The 21599-nt window shown below is 70.9% G+C and carries 14 protein-coding genes; 4 read left to right on the plus strand and 10 right to left on the minus strand.

Annotation, left to right across the window (positions count from 1 at the left end):
* The first annotated feature begins 220 nt into the window (after positions 1-220).
* The gene (locus H6G99_RS01480) at positions 221-1024 is read left to right on the plus strand and encodes a helicase DnaB (protein ID WP_190609850.1); all 804 of its coding nucleotides are present in this window, start codon (positions 221-223) and stop codon (positions 1022-1024) included.
* A gap of 40 nt (positions 1025-1064) precedes the next feature.
* On the opposite strand, the gene H6G99_RS01485 is transcribed toward H6G99_RS01480, so the two are convergent.
* Genes H6G99_RS01485 through H6G99_RS01495 form a run of 3 tightly spaced genes read right to left on the minus strand, consistent with a single transcriptional unit; the run spans position 1065 to position 4028 of the window.
* Positions 1065-1940, minus strand: a complete 876-nt coding sequence (locus tag H6G99_RS01485) for an N-acetylmuramoyl-L-alanine amidase (RefSeq protein WP_094584590.1) — start codon at positions 1938-1940, stop codon at positions 1065-1067.
* On the minus strand, positions 1937-3691 hold the full coding sequence (locus H6G99_RS01490; protein WP_190609444.1) for a M61 family metallopeptidase: 1755 nt from the start codon (positions 3689-3691) through the stop codon (positions 1937-1939). The genes H6G99_RS01485 and H6G99_RS01490 overlap by 4 nt, the downstream gene beginning before the upstream one ends.
* Positions 3684-4028 (minus strand): DUF1257 domain-containing protein, encoded by a 345-nt coding sequence (locus H6G99_RS01495; protein WP_190609446.1) that lies wholly within the window; start codon positions 4026-4028, stop codon positions 3684-3686. The genes H6G99_RS01490 and H6G99_RS01495 overlap by 8 nt, the downstream gene beginning before the upstream one ends.
* Before the next feature lie 7 nt (positions 4029-4035).
* Between H6G99_RS01495 and purN the strand changes: the two genes are divergently transcribed.
* Positions 4036-4695 carry a phosphoribosylglycinamide formyltransferase gene (gene purN / locus H6G99_RS01500; RefSeq protein WP_190609448.1) on the plus strand — a complete coding sequence of 220 codons (660 nt, stop codon included), beginning with the start codon at positions 4036-4038 and terminating at the stop codon, positions 4693-4695.
* Here purN and argC read toward each other — a convergent pair.
* A complete protein-coding gene (argC, locus tag H6G99_RS01505; RefSeq protein WP_190609450.1) occupies positions 4686-5750 on the minus strand; it encodes an N-acetyl-gamma-glutamyl-phosphate reductase in 1065 nt (354 codons plus the stop codon). The genes purN and argC overlap by 10 nt on opposite strands.
* A gap of 79 nt (positions 5751-5829) precedes the next feature.
* Here argC and ribBA point away from each other — a divergent pair, with 79 nt between their 5' ends.
* Both ribBA and H6G99_RS01515 read left to right on the plus strand, forming a co-directional pair.
* Positions 5830-7539, plus strand: a complete 1710-nt coding sequence (gene ribBA, locus H6G99_RS01510) for a bifunctional 3,4-dihydroxy-2-butanone-4-phosphate synthase/GTP cyclohydrolase II (RefSeq protein ID WP_199296896.1) — start codon at positions 5830-5832, stop codon at positions 7537-7539.
* A gap of 132 nt (positions 7540-7671) precedes the next feature.
* On the plus strand, positions 7672-10209 hold the full coding sequence (locus tag H6G99_RS01515) for a hypothetical protein (RefSeq protein ID WP_190609452.1): 2538 nt from the start codon (positions 7672-7674) through the stop codon (positions 10207-10209).
* A gap of 15 nt (positions 10210-10224) precedes the next feature.
* On the opposite strand, the gene H6G99_RS01520 is transcribed toward H6G99_RS01515, so the two are convergent.
* The 6 genes from H6G99_RS01520 to H6G99_RS01545 all read right to left on the minus strand — a co-directional run bounded on the left by H6G99_RS01520 (position 10225) and on the right by H6G99_RS01545 (position 21563).
* A complete protein-coding gene (locus H6G99_RS01520) occupies positions 10225-11634 on the minus strand; it encodes a beta-barrel domain-containing protein (RefSeq protein WP_094584596.1) in 1410 nt (469 codons plus the stop codon).
* Positions 11631-14729, minus strand: a complete 3099-nt coding sequence (locus H6G99_RS01525; RefSeq protein WP_190609454.1) for a peptidase domain-containing ABC transporter — start codon at positions 14727-14729, stop codon at positions 11631-11633. Before H6G99_RS01525 ends, H6G99_RS01520 begins: the two co-directional genes overlap by 4 nt.
* A 3-nt stretch (positions 14730-14732) precedes the next feature.
* Positions 14733-15548 carry a peptidylprolyl isomerase gene (locus H6G99_RS01530; RefSeq protein ID WP_190609456.1) on the minus strand — a complete coding sequence of 272 codons (816 nt, stop codon included), beginning with the start codon at positions 15546-15548 and terminating at the stop codon, positions 14733-14735.
* A gap of 47 nt (positions 15549-15595) precedes the next feature.
* Positions 15596-17659 (minus strand): calcium-binding protein, encoded by a 2064-nt coding sequence (locus H6G99_RS01535; RefSeq protein ID WP_190609458.1) that lies wholly within the window; start codon positions 17657-17659, stop codon positions 15596-15598.
* A gap of 92 nt (positions 17660-17751) precedes the next feature.
* Positions 17752-20463 carry a beta strand repeat-containing protein gene (locus H6G99_RS01540; protein ID WP_190609459.1) on the minus strand — a complete coding sequence of 904 codons (2712 nt, stop codon included), beginning with the start codon at positions 20461-20463 and terminating at the stop codon, positions 17752-17754.
* Positions 20464-21122: 659 nt separating this feature from the next.
* Positions 21123-21563: a peptidylprolyl isomerase gene (locus H6G99_RS01545; protein WP_094584601.1), complete on the minus strand. Its 441-nt coding sequence runs from the start codon at positions 21561-21563 to the stop codon at positions 21123-21125.
* Positions 21564-21599 lie beyond the last annotated feature (36 nt).

Below are 21599 nucleotides of genomic sequence, written 5' to 3' on the forward strand. Positions count from 1 at the left end.
TCGGCGGATGCGCGCTTTCCACCACGGGGCCGGCCACCGGAGCGCCCCCGGAGCGGGAAGAATCCGGCCGTGTTCGTTACAATTGATCTAAAGAACGCCATTCCGCTTGCTGTCCCGCCTCGCCGGAACTAAGCCACGACGCTCCGGCCACCAGCCGGCGGTCGCGCCCCAGGCTCGCCAGCGGAGCCACGCACTGCGACGCGGCTTGTACGGCCACGCTATGAAGCTGGGACTGCTTCTGGTGGCCGGCGGCCTGGCCCTGATCCCGCTGAGCCGGGAACCCCAGGTGCGATCCCGCAGCCCGTTCCTGCTCACCGATGGCGAGCGCGACGACAAGGCCTTCCCCCTGATCAGTCCATCCACCAGCGAAGGGCTGCGGCCCGATCCGGTCGATTTCAGTCCCGAGGAACTGCGGGAGCTCAACCGCCGCTTCGGCGTCCACGGCCCCCAGCCCAGGCTGGCCCAGCTGTTCACCGAGGGCATCGACCAGCTCCAGCCCCTGCGCAGCCACACCCTCGGCCGGCTTGAGGAACTCAGGCCCGTGATCCTCAACGAGAGCCGCCGCCACCACATCAATCCGATGCTGGTCACCGCCGTGCTCTTCGACGAACTGCAGCACGCCAAGCCCGGTGAAGACCTGCCCCTGGCGGCCCGCAGCGGCCTGTTCAGCACCCACGGCCCCGCCCAGCTCAGCGTCGGCGAGCTCGTCAAACAGGGGCTCCTGCCCGCCGATGCCTCCCCGGAGCAGATCGACGAGGCGCGCATGGAGCTCCTCGATCCCGACCGCAACGTGCGGCTGCTGGTGGGCAAGTTCGTTCGCCTGAAGCAAGCCCTGGGGCTCTCCGACAACGCCCTGCTGATGGCCAGCACCTCCCCCGCCGATGCCAAGGCCATCGCCACCCTGGCCTACCTCCACAACGGCAAGCTGGACTACCCCGGACGGGTGCTCCGCTACATGCAGGACCCGGAGCTGCACGCCCTGCTCTACGGCACCCGCAAACCGATCACCAGTCCGCTGATCTGAGCCGGCCCCCTGATCTGAGCCTGCGCCCAGCGCGTCCCGATCAGCAGAGCACCCCGAGGGCGGCCAGCCGCACCTGAAGTTCCCCCCAGTCGAAGCTGCGCGGATCCATGCGCTCCCCGCCCAGATCCACGTGCTGGTGGGTGGTGATGTTGCTGGGGGGAATGCCGTAGCGGCGCATCCAGCGGGCCAGGACGACCGCGAGGGCGTCGTACTGGGCGGCCGTGTAACCGCTGTGGCTGCCCCCCTGGTTCTCCCCGTCGAGGGGCGTCTCCAGGCTGAGGTGCAGGGCGAAATTGTTGATCGAACCGGCCAGCTCCGGGTTGGTCACCACCCAGCGGCCGTTGAAGGCGGAATTGCCGGCACCGAAGGCCCGTTTGGCCGGGTCCAGCGCCTCCACCACCTGGCCGTCGAGGCCGATCAGGGTGTGGTAACTCACCTGGTCCTCGTCCCGCGGGTGGGGCGTCATGAACGTGTTGATCGCGGAGTTGATGCCGAAGACGGTCTCGTGCAGCACGACGACCTGGGGGGTGGTGTCGAGCGTCTGGCCGAAGGCATCCCGGCGGAAACGCTCGCCGTAGTTGCTTGGGTCGATACGCAGCCGGACGGTGTCGTAGCGAAGTCGCTCCGCCAGGCCCGCCAGACGGGCGCGCAGGGCCGGGTCGGCCTGGCAGGCCCCCCCCAGGGGAGCACGCCAGGCGGCCTGGGGCGGTGGCAGGACCTGCTCCGGCGGTGGCGGCGACGTCCCCCCATCGGGGGGGGACTGGCGCACTTCCTCCAGCAGATCGAGAAGGGAGGCACGGCCACCGGCGTTGCCCGGGGCGCCGAACAGGTCACGGCCCAGCCAGGTCAGTCCCCCCAGGCTGATCACACCCGCACCGGCCACCGCCAGCACCAGGGGGCGCAGGGACGACGTCATGGCTGCAGCGACAGCCAGCGCTGCCGGTTGTCGCGGGTGTGCGCGCTGTCGCGTTCGGGATCGATCACCAGCTGCCAGCTGGCGATGGCCGGGGGATCGGGCTGCAGGCCGGTGCTGCGCACCCGGCCCTCTCGGCAGAAGAGCAGCTGCCGTTCCGACGCTGCTGATGCCGTGGGGATGGCGAGGGCCAGGGCCAGGTCCTCCGGGCTGCGCAGGCGCAGGTCATCGAGGGCCAGCAGCTCATCGCCCGCCTGCAGGCAGGCCCGCTCCGCCGGACCGTCACGGTGCACCCGCTTCAGGCGCATGGTGCCCCCCGCGGCCTCGTCCAGCTGCCAGCCGAGGAAGTTCTCGTTGGCCTGCTTCGGCCGCAGGGCCAGCCCGACATCGGCCAGGTAGGCGTCGAGGTCGGGGTCATCGGTGCTCTCCAGCCAGTGGGGCAGCAGCTCCGCCAGGTCGGGGGCCTGGCCGGCGAAGGCGTCGATCAGATCGCCGTTGGTGTAGCCGCGCCCGGCGGCCCCATGGCTGCGCCACAGCCCCCGCAGCACCACCCCCAGGCTGGAGCCATGGCGCCGCAGGTGCAGGTCGAGCACAAGGGCCACCACGGCCCCCTTGAGGTAGTAGCTGATCTGGCTGTCGGCCGAGGAGGCATCCTGGCGGTAGAGCTTCACCCAGGCCTCCTCGGCGCTCTGCCGCAGCCCCTGGACCCGGCGGCCTGGGGTGAGCAGGTAGCGGCTCAGGTCCGCCCCCAGGTCCTCGAGCAGGTCGGCCTCCGTGCCCACGCCGGCCGCCAGGGGCAGCAGCAGGTCGAGGTAGGAGGTCACCCCCTCGGCGAACCAGAGACCGGACACGATCGTTGCCCGGCCGTAGTCGAGCGGTGTGAGTTCGGCGGGTTTCAGACGCCGCACGTTCCACTGGTGCAGGTACTCGTGGGCCACCAGCTGCAGCAGCTTGCGGCGACCACCGGGAGCCGCCAGGGCCCGGCGGCCGTACTGGAGCACGCTGGCGTGGTCGTGCTCCAGCCCGCCGAAGCCCGCCTCGAGCAGGTGCAGCACGAACAGGTAATCGTCGCTGGCGGGGGCGGCCTCCCCCATCAGGCGGCAGCAGGCCAGGGCGATCCGTTCCACATCGGCCAGCCAGGCGGGATCCTCGACGGGCAGATCGCCCCCCCAGGTGACCCAGCGGTGCGGCACCCCGGCGACGCTGAACCGGTGGCTGGGATGGGGGCCGGCCTCCAGGGGCGCGTCGATCAGCCGGTCGTAGTCGCCGGCGATCCAGGACCCGTCGCCGGCGGTTGGCAGGGGAACGAAGGCCTGCCAGCCCTCGGGCAGCCGCAGCTCCAGACGGTGGGGGTTCCAGCGTTCGCCCGTGGCTTCCAGTACCACACCCGCCAGGGCCAGGAAGCCGTGGTCGGCGTTGAGGTGGCAGGTGCGCACGCTCAGCTCGGTGGCCTGGAGGCGGTAGCGGACGACGAGGGGGGCGAGGCTGGTGAGGGAAAGACACCAGCGGGCCTCCGCCATCCGTGTGGGGATGACGTGGCCCTCCCCCTGATCCACCTCCAGGGCCTCGAGGTGGCGGACGTGGTCCCGGATCAGGTAGGAGCCCGGCGTCCAGGCGGGCAGCTGAAGCTCCGTCCGCAGAGACCGGGGGGTGAGATGGAGGGTGACCTGGACCCGATGGCGGTGGGGCTCACGCAGGTCGAGCTGGACGACCGGCCCGGCGGCCGTGTCGGGTTGGGGTGGGTCGTCAGACACGGAGCTCGATCGACGCCGTGGGGAGGGCCAGGCTGGCCTCCTGGAGGGCCGCCCGGGCGGCATAGGCCCGCGTGATCCGGCCCAGCAGCCGCTGCAGGACGGTATTGCGGCTGATGCGCTGGAGATCGCCCACCAGGGCAAGGGAGCCGTCGTCCTGGTGGGCCCATCCCAGGCCCTGGCCATCCCTGAGCTGGAGCTGCAGGGTCACCGCCTGGCGCTCGCCGGCGAATCCGACCAGTTCTCCCCCCCACCGCCAGGGGAGCTCAAGGCTGGCGAGGGTGGCCGCCAGGACCTCGGCATCCCGCAGAACGGTGGGCAGGATGGAGAGATGGGACATGGACGCAATGCCCGATTCCGCTGACCATAGCGATCCCGGCGGGTCTCTCCAGTGGCCGTTGCCACAGCCGACTCCGGCCACCCAGGCCCCTTTGCGACTGGCGGTGATGGCCTCCGGCACGGGCAGCAACTTCGAGGCCCTGGCGCTGGCCTGCAGCGACGGCCGGCTGCATGGCCAGGTGGTCGTCCTGGCGGTGAACCGGGCGGACTGCGGGGCGCGGGAGCGGGCTGAACGGCTCGGCATCCCCTGTGAGGTGATCGACCACCGCCAGCAGCCCTCGCGAGAAGCCCTGGATCAGGCCCTGATCAGCCTGTTCGAGGCGCACCGGGTCGATCTGGTGGTGATGGCGGGCTGGATGCGCATCGTCACCCCGGTGCTGATCGGAGCCTTCCCGGAGCGGCTGGTGAACATCCACCCCTCCCTTCTGCCCAGCTTCCGCGGCGCCGACGGGGTGGGGGAGGCCCTGGCGGCCGGGGTCACCCTGGCCGGCTGCACCGCCCACCTGGTGACCGAGCAGGTGGATGCGGGGCCGATCCTGGTGCAGGCGGCGGTGCCGGTGCTGGCGGACGACGACCGCGAACGGCTCCACGCCCGCATCCAGCGCCAGGAGCACCGGATCCTGCCCCTGGCCGTCAGCCTCGCCGCCCGGCGCCTGGCTCAGGGGTAGAAGGGCAGCAGCGGCAGTCCGGTTCCGGCCTCCAGGCCGCTGAGCAGGTTGAGGCACTGCACCCCCTGGCCGGCCTGGCCCTTGACCAGGTTGTCGATGGCGCTCATGACGATCAGCTGGCCGGTGCGCGGGTCCACCTGGACCGACAGCAGGCAGCGGTTGGTGTTGCGCACCCACTTGGTCGAGGGGTAGACCCCCACCGGCAGGACCTGCACCGTGGGGCTGTGGCGGTAGGAGGCCTTGAGCAGGGTCGTGCAGTCCTCCGCCGTCAGGCCGGGGTCCCGCAGCCGCCCGTACACCGTCGCCAGCAGGCCCCGCACCATCGGCATCAGGTGGGGCGTGAACTGCAGCTGGATCGCCTGGCCCGCCGCCTGGCCCGCCAGCTGCTCGATCTCGCTGGTGTGGCGGTGGCCAACAACGCCGTAGGGCGCCACGGCTTCGGCGGCCTCGGCCAGCAGCAGGTTCTCCTTGGCGGCCCGGCCGCCGCCGGAGGTGCCCGTCTTGGCGTCGATGACGATGCCGCTGGTCTCGATCAGTCCCTGCTCGAGGAAGGGCAGCAGGGCCAGCAGGCTGGCGGTGGGGAAACAGCCGGGCGCCGCCACCAGGCGGGCCTCACGGATCCGCGCCTCCGCCACCTCCACCAGCCCGTACACCGCCTCCCGGCAGAGATCGTCATCCTGGCGGGCGGCCTGGCGGGCCTCAGCGGCATAGACCTCCTCCCACTGGGCCAGGGAGCGGTAGCGGTAGTCGGCCGAGAGGTCCACCACCTTCACGCCGCGCTGCAGCAGTTCGGGGACCAGACCGGCCGCCAGGCCGTTCGGCAGGCTCAGGACGGCCAGATCGGCGGCGGCGGCGATGGCCTCCGGATCCGGTGAGCGCACCACCAGGTCGTCCTCCAGCGGCAGGAACGGCACCAGCTCGCTCCAGCGCCTGCCCGTGCTGCGCTCCCCGCCCAGAAAGGTCACCGTGAGCTCCGGGTGGCCCTGCAGCAGCCTGAGGGTCTGCAGTCCCCCGTAGCCACTGGCACCGATCACCGCAACGCGCTTGCCAGCCATGCGGAACGCAGAAGAACGCTGGATCGTACCGGCACCCTATAAATGAGGTTCGATCCTTTCCACGATCCATCTCGCTCCCTTGACCGTCCTGTCCGGCCCACGCCAGTCCACGGGCATTCACTTCGATGCCATCGCCGATGCCCTGGCGGCCATTCGCAACGGCGAGTCGATCGTGGTGGTCGATGACGAAAACCGGGAGAACGAGGGCGACCTGATCTGCGCGGCCCAGTTCGCCACCCCCCAGCAGATCAACTTCATGGCCACCGATGCCCGGGGCCTGATCTGCCTGGCGATGGAGGGAGAGCGGCTCGATGCCCTGGATCTGCCGCTGATGGTGGATCGCAACACCGACAGCAACCAGACCGCCTTCACCGTGAGCGTGGATGCGGGCCCGGAGCGGGGGGTGAGCACGGGCATCTCGGCGGAGGACCGGGCCCGGACGATCCAGGTGGCGATCCATCCCGACACCCGGCCCGGAGACCTGCGCCGGCCCGGCCACATCTTTCCGCTGCGGGCCCGCCAGGGCGGGGTGCTGCAGCGGGCGGGCCACACGGAGGCGGCCGTCGACCTGGCCCGCCTGGCAGGTCTGTATCCGGCCGGTGTGATCTGCGAGATCCAGAACGCCGATGGCTCCATGGCGCGGCTGGCCCAGCTGGCCGACTACGCCCGCCACCACGGCCTGCGGCTGATCAGCATCGCCGACCTGATCCGCTACCGCCTCGACACCGAGCGGTTCGTGGCCCGCCAGGCGGAGGCCACCCTGCCCAGCAGCTTCGGCCAGTTCCGGGCGATCGGCTACCGCAACGAACTCGACGGCAGCGAGCACGTGGCCATCGTCAAGGGGTACCCGGAACGGGGCACCGGCCCGGTGCTGGTGCGGGTGCACTCCGAATGCCTCACCGGCGATGCCTTCGGCTCGCTCCGCTGCGACTGCCGCCCGCAGCTGGAGGCGGCCCTGCGCATGATCGAGTCGGCCGGGGAAGGGGTGGTGGTCTACCTGCGCCAGGAGGGGCGCGGCATCGGCCTGATCAACAAGCTCAAGGCCTACAGCCTCCAGGACGGCGGCCTCGACACGGTGGAGGCCAACGAACGCCTGGGCTTCGCCGCCGACCTGCGCAACTACGGCGTCGGGGCCCAGATCCTCAGCGACCTGGGCGTGCGCCGGCTGCGCCTGATCACCAACAACCCCCGCAAGATCGCCGGTCTGGGCGGCTACGGGCTCGAGGTGGTCGACCGGGTGCCCCTGGTGATGGACCCCGGCCTCCACAACGCTGCCTACCTGCGGGTGAAACGCACCAAGCTGGGCCACCTGATGGAGACCGAATCCCATGGCCTGACGGCGGTGCTGGGCTGGCAAGGCCCCCAGGATCCCCTGCTGGTGGCGAACCGTCTGGAGGTGCTGCGGGACTGGGCCCGGCGCAAGGGGCTGCTGCTGGAGCGCGAAGAGGATCCCCGCCTGCTCGCCCTGCTCGACGGTCCCGGACTGGCCCTGCTGCTGGCGGCCCACCAGTCGCGCCAGCTCACCGCCGCCGACCTGGCCGGGCCGCTGATGGAGATGGCCCGCTGGCAGGGCACCACCGGCGTCAACCTGCTGCTGGCGCCCGATGCCCGCCGCAAGGGCCATCCGAGCATCGACCTGGAGCCGGAGCGCCGCCAGCTGGCCGACCTGGTTCCGTCGGCGACGGATGGCGGCGGGCCGGTGGACGGGGGCGCCAGCGGGGAGGCAGGGCTGACCCTCACCTGCCCCCTGCTCAACCTCACCCCCGGGGCCTTCATCGTCTGGTCCTGAGGCGCCGGCGGGGGGGCGTCCTTAAGGACGGTGACGCCGGGTCGCAGGTTCACAGCGTCATTGCACCACCGCGTCCGGCGCCGATCGAAAGCGGGCTAGTGGTGAGGCAGCGCTCGGCGAGAAGGGGAGTCGATGGGTCAGGCCATCCAGCAGTTCCGCAGGGCGATGAGTCTGCGCAGCGATCCCGGCCGGCTCTCCCTGGAGACCGGACTGACCGGAACGGCCCTGTGGCTGACGTTCCTCTATCTGATGCAGGACGGGGCGATGGCGGCGCCCGCTGGCGGAGGGCCGTCGCCGGAGAACGGGCCGGGGGCAGGCGCTGCCGGCCAGGGCAGCGCTCGAGCGGCGGGCACGGCCGGTGGCGTTGGTGCTGACGCAGGAGCCCCGGCCGGGTGGGAGCCCGGCTCGGCCGCATCCGGTGGCGCCCATCGAGGGCTCGCCCCTGCCGATCCTTCTGGCCCGGTGAGCGCAGGGGAACGTGGCCTCTCGCCGCCCGGCCAGGCGGCTGCGGCGGCCATGGCCAACACCTGGGCCCAGGAGGCGCCGCTGTCGGGATTCCGCTCACCGGTCGCCGCAGGCTCCGGGCTGCCCTGGACCGGCTCCCCCGCTGCCGCCCGGCGCCAGCAGCGGAGCGTTGCCCTGGAGTCCAGCGACGCGACCAGTGACGTGACCGGGGACGGCCCGGAACAGCCGGTGATGGCGAGGTCTGTGGCGCCGCCGGAGATCCCGACGTTCCGGGTCGTCGTCCGCAGCGACGGCAGCATCGTCAGCCGATCGGTGGAAGGGGGGGCCGAGAGCCGCTACCACCAGACCCTCGAGGCCCTCCGCGACACGGTGATCGATCTGCGCGACATCCGCACCCCCCGGGTGCAGGTGGGGTCCGATCGCGAGCTGACACTCCTGGCCCTTTCCGTGCTCGACGATGCCGACCTGAGCCTGGCGACCCACACCACCGGCATGAACCGGGCCAGTCTTCAGCTGGGGCCAGAGGCCAACGACATCCTTCTGCGGGTCTCGGACGCCATCGATCTGGCTCTGGTGGCCGGCGGCCTGGCCCGGGGGCAGGTTCTCCAGTCCCTGATCGGCATGCTGGACAGCCGCCTCGAGGACGCGGGCGGAGGGGGCACGCTGGAACTCAGCAGCCTGGCCCGGTTCCAGCTCCACTCCCCGGTGAGCGCGGTGAAGCGTCAGATCGGCATCGACCTGCTCGCCCAGGCCATGCAGGACAGCGCCATCCTCCTGGGGGATGGGGACGACCGGGTGCTGATCGCCAGTGGCTTCCGGGATCCCCAGGGTGGTGGCCCGGGCCTGAGCATCACCCTGCCGGCCGCCGCCGATCCGGCGGAAACCGATGCTTCCCTGCAGCTGCGGGCCCGGGCCCTCGGGTTGGTGAACAGCCGGCTGCAGGTGGGCGGAGGCGACGATGTGGTCAGCATCCGGACCTGGCTCGATCAGCCCTGGCGCGACCTGACCTGGCAGGCCGTCACCGAGAGGGTCGCCCTGCTGGATTCCGATGTCGACCTGGGGGAAGGGGACGACCGGCTGAGCGTGGAGGGCGCCGTGACCGGCTCCCGCATCGCCGCGGGCCCTGGCACCAACCGGCTCGACTTCGACGGACCCGTGACCGGCTCAACACTGACGGTTGCGGCGGACTCCAGCAATGCCGTCGGCCTCGGAGAGGGGGACGACACCCTGTCGCTCCATCTGGCGGGGGAGGCCCTGGCGCAGCTGAGGCTGGCGGCGGCGGGCGGGGACGACCGGATCGATGCTCCCCTGGCGCGGCTGGCCGGCTCCCTCGACGGCGGCGGCGGCTTCGACAGCCTGGTGAACGCCCCTGGGGACGAGGGGGTGGCCAGGGGGGAAGGGGTGATGGCCGTCCACCTCGAGGCCCCCGGGAGCGGAACGATCGGCTCGCTCGACTTCAGCGGCTGGGAGAACCTGTTCCTCGGCGATGGGGATGCGCTGGTGACGGTGGGGGCCACCGGCAGGCTCGACGGGATCCTGCAGGGTGGCGATGGCCGCGACGGGCTCGACTACGGCGCCTGGCTGGAGGGGGTGGTGGTCGATCTTGGCCGTGGCGAGGCCAGCGGCATCCTCGGGGGGATCAGCGGCTTCGAGACGCTGCGGACCGGGGCCGGCGACGACCGGTTCGAGCTGGATCTGGGGGCCCTGGAGGATCGCGCCGGAGCGGGCGCGCCACCGCTGGTCGTCAGCGGCGGCGCAGGACGCGATCGCTTCGTACTGGCCGGGATGGAGGCCATCCGGATGCGGGCCCAGGGCAACGACCGTGCCCTGCCGGTGCTGGCGGATCTGGAGTGGAGCCCTGGTGGCGGCATCGGCCTGACCGATGCCATCGCCTGGCGTCTGGGCGGCCTACTCGCCGATCGGGCGGTGGAGCCGGTTCCGGTCGACCTGACGCCGGCGGGTCTGGAGGGGATCGGCGAGCCCAGGCTGCTGCCGATCGCCCCCCTGGAGCAACTGGTCAGCGGCATGGGAACCCGGCCCACCGGAGTGGACCAGCTGGCGATCGCCACCGGGGACCTGGGCAGCCGGCTGGTGCTGCTGGGGTCCGACAGAAGCGTCACCGCCATCGCCGAACTCCCCGCCCTGCGTTCACCCGATGCCGGTTCCACCGCAGGCACCGTGCCGGGGGCCGCCGCGGCGGCCTGAGCCACTGCAGGGGGCTCAGCGCATGGTGCGGGTGGCGTCGAGGACGCCGCCGAACCGGTCGTTGAGCAGGGCCAGCACCGGCCGGGTGCCCAGCTGCACCAGCCCCGTGACGGCCATGCCCGCCTGCAGGGGGTAGCTGCGGCCGTTCCGTCCCAGTGGCCTCTGCTCCAGGCGCACCAGCACGGGGAAGGTTTCCTCGCCGCTGCGGGGGTCGGGGGGAAGGGCATCCGCCCCCACCCGCACCACGGTCCCCTTGAGGGAGCCGTAGTCGGTGAAGGGGAGGGAGGTCACCCGCACATCAACCGCCATCCCCGGCCGCAGGAAGGCGATGTCCCGGTTGGAGATCGCCAGTTCCGCCTCCAGGGGGCCCTGGGGCACCAGCCGGAGCAGGGGACGGCCCGGGCTGGAGATCTCCCCCGACCTGGCCTGAAGATCGAAGACCCTGCCGGCGCGCGGCGCGACCACCCGGCCGAGTCGCAGCCGTTCCTCCACCTGGCCCAGGCGGGTCGACGTCTCCAGCAGCCGATGGCGGGCCTCGTCGTAGCGATCCCAGAGGCGGCGGGCGTTGTCCGTGCCCACCTGCTCCTGGTTCGTCAGGCTCTCGACCACGCCGCTGCCGGCGGCGGCGCGCTGCTGTTCCGTGCGGCGGATGGTGCTGAGCAGATCCAGCTGGCGTTCGTCCTGGCGCTCGAGTTCGAGGTGGGAGATCGCCCCCTCGCGGGCGAGCTGGGCCATCCGCTCGCGGATGTTGGCGTTGAGGGCGAAGCGGGCCCGCAGCGCCGCCAGCACATCGGTCTGCTCCCGTTCGCCAGCCTGGCTGCGGCGCAGTCGCTGCAGGGCCACCCGCCGGCGCAGCTCGATGTCCCGGCGATCGAGGGCCAGCACCTGCCGCTCCTCCCGGCTTCCGCCCGGCAGGGACGGCAGGCCCAGCGGCTGCGCCGCCTGGTTCACCTGCCGGCGCCAGAGATCCGCCTGCAGCAGCAGGTCGCGCCGTTCGCGCCAGGCTTCCCGGGCGTCGAACGCCACCAGGAGCTGGCCGGCCCTGACCGACTGGCCTTCCCGGACCGGAACCTGGCGGATCGGTGCCGTGAACGGCGGCAGCACGTCGAGGCTGCCACCGACGGGACGCAGCTTGCCGGTGGTGCTGATCGAGGAATCAATTCGGGCCACGGCGCCGTAGACGACGCCGAAACCTGTCAGGCCGATCAGGCTCCAGATGATCGCCCGGCTCCAGCCTCTGGTGGAGCGGGGCAGATGGGTGCGGCGGCGCTGGCGGGAGAGACGCACCGGAGGCGGCGCCGGCTCAGCGGGGGGGGCCTGCCCGGGCGCCATCGTGGCGGTGGGGCCGTGCCCGTTGCCATGGCCGTTGGCGGCGGCCAGGCCGTGGCCGTTGGTGCTGGTGGTGCCGTCGGCGAAGGGGGTCATGGTGCCATTCCTCCTGCGGCGATGACCGGCTCCGTGGCCTGTGGCGGCATGGCCACGACGGGAGGGGCAACGGCTTCGGGGGACTGGGTCGGGGAGGAACGCCCCTGCTGGCGGAAGAGGGCGTAGTACGGACCCCGGGCCTGCATCAGTTCGTCGTGGCGGCCCACCTCCAGGACAGCCCCCTGCCCCATGCAGACGATCATGTCCGCCTTCACGATCGAGGAGAGGCGATGGGTGATGAACAGCACGGTGCAGCCCGCCAGGGCCTGCATCAGGTTTTCGCTCACCACGCGCTCGGTCTGGTAGTCGAGGGCGGAGGTGGCTTCGTCCATGATCAGCAGCCGCGGCTTCTGCAGGATCGTGCGGGCGATGGCGATCCGCTGGCGCTGGCCACCCGAGAGGCTGCTGCCCCGCTCCCCCACTTCCGTGGAGTAACCGGCCGGCAGGTCCATGATGAAGTCGTGGGCGGCGGCGATCCGGGCGGCCTCGATCACCTCCTCGGTGCTGGCGTCGGGGTTGGTGAGGGTGATGTTCTCCTCCACGGAGCCATCGAACAGGACCGTGTCCTGGGGGACGATGCCGAGCTGGCGGCGCAGCGAATGGAGCTCCACCTTGGCCACGTCGATCCCATCAACGAGCACCACGCCCTCTTCGGGGGTGTACAGCCGTGCCAGCAGCTTGGTGAGGGTGCTCTTGCCCGATCCGCTGGCGCCGACGATCGCCACGAAGGTGCCGTGGGGAATGGTCAGGTTCAGGCCCTTCAGCAGCAGGGGGGAGGAGGGCTGGTAGCGGAAGGAGATGTTGCGGAAGCGGATCTCCCCCTGGATGGGTGGCATGACCAGGCGCCTGGCGTTGTCCTCGGGGGCCTCCTGGGGGTGATCGATGACGTCGCTGAGCCGCTCCAGGGAGAGGGCGGTTTCCTGCACGGACTGCCAGATCGACGTCATGCGCAGCAAGGGCCCGGTGACGTAGCCGGCGATGATGCGGAAGGCGATCAGTTCCCCCAGGCTGAGGGCACCCGACAGCACCATGCCGGCGCCGGCCCAGATGACGATCAGACCGGAGAGTTTGTTGAGGAATCCACTGATCGAACTGGCCGTGGTGCCCACCAGGGTGTTATCGAACCCATCGGCCACGTAGTCGGTGTAGAGATCCTGCCACTTCCAGCGGCTGCGCAGTTCGATGTTCTGGGCCTTCACCGTCATCATGCTGCTGAGCACCTCCACCAGGTGGCTCTGGGTGCGGGCATGGGCGACGGCCCTTCTCTGCAGCTGGACCTGCACGATCGGTGAGACCACCAGCACCAGCAGCACCAGGAATGGCACCACGGCGAGGGTCAGCAGGGTGAGCTGCCAGCTGTAGATCAGCATCACCCCGATGTAGAGCACCGAGAAGACGGCATCGAGGATGGTGGTCAGGGCGGTGCCGGTGAGGAAGCCGCGCACCTTCTCTAGCTCGCTGATGCGGCTGCTCACCTCCCCCACCGGTCGGCGATCGAAATAGCTGAGGGGCAGCCGCAGCAGGTGATCGATGATCTGGGTCCCCAGGCTCAGATCGATGCGGTTCGTGGTGTCCACGAACAGGAAAGTGCGCAGGCAGAGCAGCAGCCCCTCGAACAGGGCGAAGACCACCAGCAGCACCCCGAGCACGCCGAGGGCGCCGGGGCTGTTGTTGATGATCACCTTGTCGATCACCTGCTGGATCAGCAGCGGGTTCACCAGGCCGAAGAGCTGCACGAAGAAGCTGGCCAGCAGCACCTCAAGGAGCACGGTGCGGTGCTCCCGCAGGGCCGGCAGGAACCAGCGGAAACCGAACCGGCGCCGCGGCGTCAGATCGTTGACCCTCAGCGTCAGCACATCCCCGGCCTCGCCCCACTGGTCCCGGAAGTCCGCCAGGGAGAGGTCCTGGTTGCCGACGGCCGGAATGCCCAGCAGCACCGACCGGCCGGTGCAGCGCCAGATCACCGCCAGACCGTTGCCCCAGCGGATCATCAACGGTGGTGTCAGCCGCGGCAGAGCACCCACCTGAATCTCCAGCAGCTGGGTCTGCAGCCCCATCGATTCGGCCACCGCACCCGCCAGCGGCAGGGACGCCTCGCCGTGCCGCTGCACCTGGTCGCCGAACACCCGGCGCAGCATCTCGCGCCGGAAGGGCAGGTCGAGATGCTGGCTGAGCATCTGGAAGGCCGCGATCGGCGACTCCAGGGGACCGGTGCCCCGCACCCAGGGAAAGGCCTCGGGGCCCTGGGGATCCGACACGCGCCCGGGGGCCGGCGCCGTCAGGTCGATCGGCTCGGCGGCCGTGATCGCGGCGGGCTCCAGGCCCGGGCGCTGCCGCTCCCAGCGGGCGAGGAGCCTGGCTCGCCAGCCATCACCGGTGACTTCGGCCTGCTCCGGCGGCGTCGGTTCCAGGATCGCCGCCAGGGCCTGGCGGTCGATGCCGAGGAGACGGAGGGGCTCCTGCGCCTCGGAGGGCTCCGTGTCCACCACAGCCGTGCCCAGGGGCAGCGGCCCCGCCGCCACCAGCCACAGCCGTTCGGTCTCAGCCACGAAGGCGGCCGGCTGCGCCGGATTCCAGGTGCGCACCTCCGTGCCATCGGCCAGCTGGTTCGCGGCCGCCACAACCTCCTGGGAGAGGGCCCGCGGGTAGTCCAGCAGGTGGGCATCGAGGACAGCGAACAGCTCGGACGGGCTGACGCCGCCCCGCACCCGTTCCGCCAGGAGCGGATGGTGCTCCAGTTCCCGTTGCAGTGATTCGTGGGGCAGGGCGACCACCACCAGATCGGTGGAGGCGATCAGGGTCTCCCAGCAGCGGCCGCAGCTGATCAGGGTCCAACCCAGCACCGCTCCCGGCTGGAGCCGCTGCAGGGTGCTGACGCCCCGGGCCAGACGACGGGAAAACACCACCGAGCGGGCCGTGCCCTCCAGAAGGAGAAAGATCCGGGCCGGCGGGTGGTCGACGCGGCAGATGGGCTGGCCCTGCTGGAAGCGCTGCAGCTCGGCCTCGGCGGAGAGGCGCCCGAGCAGCTCCGGCGGCTGGTCGGCCAGGAAGGGAAAGCAGCGCAGCAGGTCGTCGAGGGTTGGGGCGGTGGTCATGGCTCAGGCTCCCGCCAGGGCTGGTACGGGAGCCGGCGGGAGCGGGGCCGCCGCGTGGGTGCGGCGCAGCTCCGCCAGGGCGCTGTCCAGCCAGCTCTCCAGATCCGGCTGCAGGAGTTCCTCCAGCAGCCGGTGTCGCAGGGCCTCGCTCAGGCTGGCGGGCCGGCGGTGCTCCAGCCGGACCAGCAGGATCGACGCCTCGAGCACAAAGGGAGGGTGCATGTCACCGGGGGCCAGGGAAGCCAGCACACCGCGCAGGGTGGGGTGCAGCTGGGAGAGCTCGATCGGACCGACGATCCCCCGGGTGACGCTCTCGTCGCCGAGGGAATGGCGACTGGCGAGTGCGCCGAAGCTGGCCCCGTCGTCGATCAGGCGCAGGTAGAGCTCCTCGGCGAGCCCCTGCTGGGGCAGGCGCATCAGGCGCAGCACCACCTGCTCGAGATCCGCCCGCCGCTCGAGGTAGTGGGCCTCCACCCGCTCTCCGTAGCGATCCTCCAGAACCTTCTGGATGCGCAGATGGTCCCAGCGCTGGCGGACCCTCCCCCGCACGTCCTCGGGCAGGCTGCCGATCCAGTCCCCCGCCAGGTCGGTCTCCGGGACGTTGGGGGCGTCGCCGGGCAGTCCCGCCCACAGCTGCGCCCCCATCTCGCCCACCTCATCCGACGAGAAACGGGCCTCCTGCCGGAGGCCTTCGAGCGCCAGCTCCCGGGCCAGGGCCCGCAGGACCCCCCGCTGCTCAAGCACATCGTGGAGGGGGAGGCGGGCCATGGCCTCCAGGGCGCGGCCGAGCTCATGGTGAAGCTGGGGAACGGAAGGCATGGGTCACTCCCTCGGGGATGGATGGGAACGGGCGCGATCGCCCCGGTTCAGCCGCCGCCGCCGAACTGGATGCTGGATTTGGTGAGGGCGCCCGGATCGGCCATGGTCACGGTGCCGAGGCTGCGGCTGCCCTTCGACCAGTCGCCGTCGGCATCGAACAGCAGCTGGCGGGTGTCGGTGGCGTAGGCCAGCGAGGGCGAGCCGATGCCGAGGGAGCGGATGTCCGCCAGGCTTCCCACCACCACGCCGATCTGGCTGTTCTGGGGGCCGTCACGCACCACCAGTTGGCCGCCCTGGATCCCGAAGATCGCCCCCTGGCTCTGCCAGAGGGACTGGGTGAGGGAGCCCAGGGTGCTGCTGAGTTCGAGGACGTCGCCCCGGGCAGCGTCGAAGTTGCTGATGGTGTCCAGGAGTCCCAGCGTCTGGCCGCCCTGCACCAGGGCGCCCTGCTCCCAGAGCTCCTGCTTCTGCTGGTTCCCCAGCGATCCCCAGAACGCCGGATCCGCCAGTCGCTGGGCGAAGGCGTCGCTGCTGGAGGCATCGAGCGCCGAACCCGCATTCGACTGCAGGAAGGTGTTCGAGCCAGTCCCGCCGACCGTGAGGTCCTGGCCGAAGCCGCCGTCCAGGCGGTTGCCGTCGCCGGCGGCGACCGTCAGGCTGTCGTTGCCGAAACCGCCCTGGAGGCTGTTGGCGAGCGCCAGGCCCATCACCGCGATGGCGTCGTCACCGAAGCCGCCATCGAGGGAGGAGCTGCGGGCACGGTCGAGGAGGATCGCGTCGTCGCCGCCGCCGGCCTCGATCCCGCTGCGGCTGGCGGCGCCGACCACCACATCGTCCCCCAGTCCGGTGTTGATCCGGCTGTCGCGGATCCCGTCGAAGCCACCGGGCCCGCCGATCAGGGCGGAGGCATCCAGAAACACATCGGCTTCTTGAACGCCGTCACCGTCGGCGTCCAGCCCCGAGCTCTGCTCGGTGTGGATGCGGCCCATCACCACGTCGTTCCCGGAGCCGGTGAGGATCGTGGAGCGATCAATGCCCGCCGCGTCCATGGCCGGCAGCCATCCGCTGCCTCCGGGCGACGCGAAGCCCCCCATGCCCACCACGGTGGCCCCCTCGTTGGTGATGGGCGCACCGCCGTTGCTCTGGAGATCGACGGCCAGCAGACCGATGCCCTGCAGGCTGTTCAGCCGCAGGGATCCGGGTGGCGGAGTGCTGGCGGTGTCGAGCTGGGCCAGGCCCGATCCCTGAACGCTCACCGCTCCAGTCACAGGCCCCCGCAGGACGGCGTGATCGATGCCGATGGCCGTCGCCGAGAGCTCGGCCGGCTGGGCCCCGCTGGGTGGGGCGCCCGCCAGGGAGAGGCTGGCGGCCGCGATGCCGCTGATCTGGGCCGCGGACCCCGGCGCCGCCGCCGGCAGGGCCATCACCCGGTAGCCCTCGATGCCCCTGGCATCGGCCACGGCGCGGGCGGCGCTGGTCGTCGGCCCCGGATCGGCGTCAAGGGTGGCGGAGGCCAGCACCGCGGCGTTGGGCTGGCCGAAGAAGGTGGGGAGGGCGCCCGTTGCGGGGGAATCGGCGGACGGGGCACCCTCCAGCCCCCGCACCGTGGCGAGGGCAGACAGCTGGGCCGTGAGTGACGGAAGGCCCCCGGCGGGCAGAAGGGACCGGGTCGCGGCCGAGGCCGCCGCCCGCAGGGGGTCGGCGGGGGTGCCGATCCGCAGGGCGCCGCCGCCGCGGGTGACCACGTCGAGGTTGGCCAGGCCGATGTTGGTGGCCGTGGCATCGGCGAGATTGGTGTTGCGGCCGACCGTGGTGGCCGTGGCGGCCGCCGTTCCCGCAATCGCGCCACCCCCGGTGACGATCGACAGACCGGGGCTGTCGAAGAAGGCGGCGTCGGCGGGACTGGCCAGGAACCGGCTGGAGCCGAGGCCCAGGCCAAGGGCTGTGGCGATGGAGCCGACCGGCTCCGGCGCCGGCAGGACCACCCGGTTGCTGGCCTGGGCACTGGGTGCGATGGTGAGCTGGAGGCTGCCGCCGAGATAGGTGCTGCCCTGGTCGAGCCGCAGGGCCAGGGCCCGCGACAGGGCAGTGGTGATGGGTGGAATCGCCATGGGGCAACGGGGCGCAGGGACCGGAAGAGAGTCAGGGGAAGGGGCCGGATCGGTGGATCCGGCCCCGGAGGAGAGATCGCTCCGCAGCGACGTCAGACGGTCACGGTGGAGGCCTGGGCCAGGGTCTCGCTCACCGCCGAGGCGGTGATGTTGCCGCTCTGGAGGATGTTGATCTGGTAGCCGCTCATGCCCACCACATCGCTGTTGGCGGTGGCGGTGGCCATCCCGGTGGTGGTCGAGGCCATCACCTCGTTCACCAGACGCGCCGTGGCCCTGAGATCGCCGTTGAGGCTGGCGTTGTTCCAGTTCCCCAGCAGACCTGCCACCTTCACGTCGGAACTGGCGGTGGCATCACCGGTGACGGCCATCGCATTGGTCCCGTAGGTCCCCTGCGCTTCCGCGGTCACGTTGTCGGCGGAGAGGTCGACCTTCTTGATGCCGGCGATGAAGGCCTCGGTACCGGCCAGGGCGTCGCCCGTGATGGTGTTGGCGGTGCCGAGGGCGCTGCCGGTGCCCCGGCCGATGACGTTGCCGGCCAGGCCTGCGCTGATCGCGCTGCCGCCCGAGCTGCTGAGGGCTCCCATGCCGTCGTAGCCGCTGCCCTTGATGCCGATGGCGGTCTGCTCGACCCCGACGCTGGCATCACCGGTGGTGGTGGTGGACAGGACGCTGGGGGCGGCCGCCGTGGCGGTGCCGGTGGCGTTGCCGATGGTGCCGATCGTGACCTTGGTGTTGCCGAGGTGGATGCCGATCGCCTTGAGGTCGGAACTGGCATCAGTGGCGCCGGTCACCGCGGAGGCCAGGGTGCGGCTGTCGGTGACGGTGGCGGTGCCGGTCACGTTGCCCGCCTTGCCGATGGCGATCGTGACGTCGTTGTCGATCCCCTTGGCGGACAGATCGGTGGCGGCGTCGGCGTCACCGGTGGTGGTGGTCGCCGACGCCGTACCGGTCAGGCCGGCGGTGCCAGTCGCGTTGCCGTCGGTGCCGATGGCGATCTTGCTGTCCTTGATCCCACGCGCCTTCTGCGCGGCCTCCGCCACGGCGTCGCCGGTCACCGAGGCGGCGGTGGCCCCCACGGTGCCGCTGGCGGAACCCGCCACACTGCCGGCCTTGCCGATCGTGACCGGAGAGGCGTTGAGGCCGATCACACTCGAGCCGCTGCCGCCGGCCCGGGCGGTGGTGTCACCGGTGGTGGCGGTGGCGCCGGCAGCCAGATCGGAGGCGGCGGTGGCCCTGAAGACGCCGGTTCCAAGCACGTTCTCGCCGATGGCGAGGCTGCTCTGGTTGAAGCCCACCACCGTGGAACCGTTGCCGGCCAGGGCGGTGCTGCCGGAGGTCGTGGTGACGGCACCGGCCGTGGCGCTGGCGTTGAGCGAGGCATCGGCCACGGGGTCGGTGGCGTTGCGGCCCACGGTGATCGTGGTGGCGTGCACGCCGGCGACGAAGTCGCCATTGGCGGCACTGGCGATCGGATCACCGCCGGAGGTGGTGCTCTGGGCCGTGGCCGCCTGCTTGCTGAAGCCCTGGGCAAACAGGCGGGTGGCGTTCTCGCCGATGGCCAGTTTGTCGATGGCGATGCCGACCACGTTGTTGTGGTTGGTGGTGGCCGACACGTCGACGTTGGCAGGGGCGGTCACCGCCTTGGCGGAGGCGGCGCTGTTGCCCACGGCGGCGGCCTGGATGTCACCGTCCTTGCCGACGGTGAGGATGGAGCTGGAGCCGGGGCCATTGGAGAGGCTCTGATTGCCCAGCCGGTTGACATCGACGATGCCGCCGATGGTCTTGATGCCCACGGTGGCGGCCGCCGGGCCGGTCACCGTTTCAGCCGTCGCTCTGGCACCCACACCGCCGTTGCCCACGGAGCCCTGGGCGGCCACCGCCCCGTTCTCCCCGAAGCTCATCACCAGACCACCCGGGGACGTCATCTCCGGTGCGCTCTGGCTCTCGCTGGCGCCGTTGGAGTTGGAGAACCGGTCGCGGCCGACGGCGATGCCGGCCACGAGCTTGGCCCGGCTCTGGGCGTCAGCCGCCCCGGTCACGCTGGTGGCGGAGGCGTCGAAGGCGCCCGTGCCGAAGGCCGAGACGGTTCCGGTGCTGCCGAAGGAGATCGTCAGGGGCTTCTTCTCGCCGCCATTGGACGCGCTCGCAGCGTCCTCATCGGTCGGGGGAGGCACCTCGCCGCCTTTGGCACCGCTGGCGTAGATGCCCACCACCTTGGCGTCGTAGGCACCGGCCGTTGCGTTGGACGCTCCCGTTCCCGGCGGCAGTCCCACCGATTCGGCCGCCGCGGTGCTGGTCCCGGTGGCGCTGGCCGCCAGGCTCGTGCCCTGGCCGGCATTGAGTCCCACGTTCTTGAGGCCGAACACCTTGCCGGCATTGGCCGAGGCACTGGAGGCTCCGTCCACCGCTTCGGCCACCGCGAGGGCGTCATTGGTGGCGGTGGACGACACCACGGCATTGGTGCCCACCTGGATCTGGTTGGGATGGTGCCAGGTGTTGATGATCCCGCCGGTGGGGCCGTTGTTGCTGGCGCTGGCCGTGGCATTGCCGCTGGTGGTGGTGGCTGCGGCCCCCACCGTTCCCTCCTCGACGGCATTCAGTGTGCCGGAGGTGCCGATCTTGATGCGGCTGTTGAGAATGGCGGCCTGGGCCGTGGTGGCCGCCGTGGCACTGGCGTCGCCGGAAACGACGTCATCAATGGCGGGTGTGGTGGAATCCGCCGACGCCGTCACCGTTGTGCTGGTGCCGACTTCAATGGAGGATTTGTCGATCCCGACAGTGCGGGTGATGTTGGTGGCGGTCATGAGTCGTGAGGATGAAGGGTCTTTATGTCCTGTAATCCCAGGAGGGCAAGGCAGAGATGCTCAGCCGGGCCGCTCTTCATTCCTACCACCGTTGTCATTCCTCGACCCCGGAAGATGATGTGCCTAATAGTTACGAGTCAGCCTATGTGCTGCAGATCTGCATGAGCTCAACATGCCGTGACTCTTATCAGCAGCGGGGTAGTGATCAGGGAAAGGGAGATGTGCCGAATCAGGATCTATCCCCCGAGCTGCCATCATTTCCATCCTCCACGAGAGCCGAGGGGAGCGTCCGAAGCCCATGAACGCCATGCCACAGCCGTCCAATGGACTTGGACTCCGGCCGCGTCGCAGCCCCGCAGATCGGTTGATCTGTCTTGGTTGTTACTGATTCAGCCGTTCATCACCCACCGCCGGCGGCGTCGACGGTGCTCCCTCCCGTGGAGCGGACAATCCTCCCCGTCCCGAACGCCATCGTGGACCGGGGCGCCATGCCCCTGAATCGTCCACAGCCCCTGCCGCGCCCGATCCCTGGGGTGGGAAGGGCGGACTCAGGGGCCTGGACGCCTGCAGCGCCATCGCATCGATCAGAAAACGTGATCGCCAGGCCAGCCGACGCAGTCGCGCAGCATCGGTGAGGCCTGGCGCGGCCTGGTCCTCGATCAGTCCTCGATCGTCACCTTGCGGATCCGGCTGCCGTTCTTCAGGGCCAGCACCACATCGATGTTCTCGGTGTGGCCGAACACGGTGTGCTGGCCATCCAGGTGGGGCTGGGGACCATGGCACAGGAAGAACTGGCTGCCACCGGTGTTGCGGCCCGCATGGGCCATCGACAGGCTGCCGGCCTTGTGCTTCTGGGCGTTGATCTCGCAGGGAATCGTGTAGCCGGGGCCACCGGTGCCGGCCATGCCGCGGGCACCCTCGCGGCTGTTGGGACAACCTCCCTGGGCCATGAAGCCGTTGATCACCCGGTGGAAGGCCAGGCCGTCATAGAAGCCGTCCTTCGAGAGCTTCACGAAGTTCGCGACGGTACCGGGGGCATCGGCGTCGAACAGATCGATGGTGATCAGTCCGGCGTCGGTGTCCATCAGGGCCTTGGGCACGGTCGAGGAGGCAAACTTCGACTGTATCCGTCCAGG

The organism is Synechococcus sp. FACHB-909, assembly GCF_014698945.1.
GTDB lineage: Bacteria > Cyanobacteriota > Cyanobacteriia > PCC-6307 > Cyanobiaceae > Cyanobium.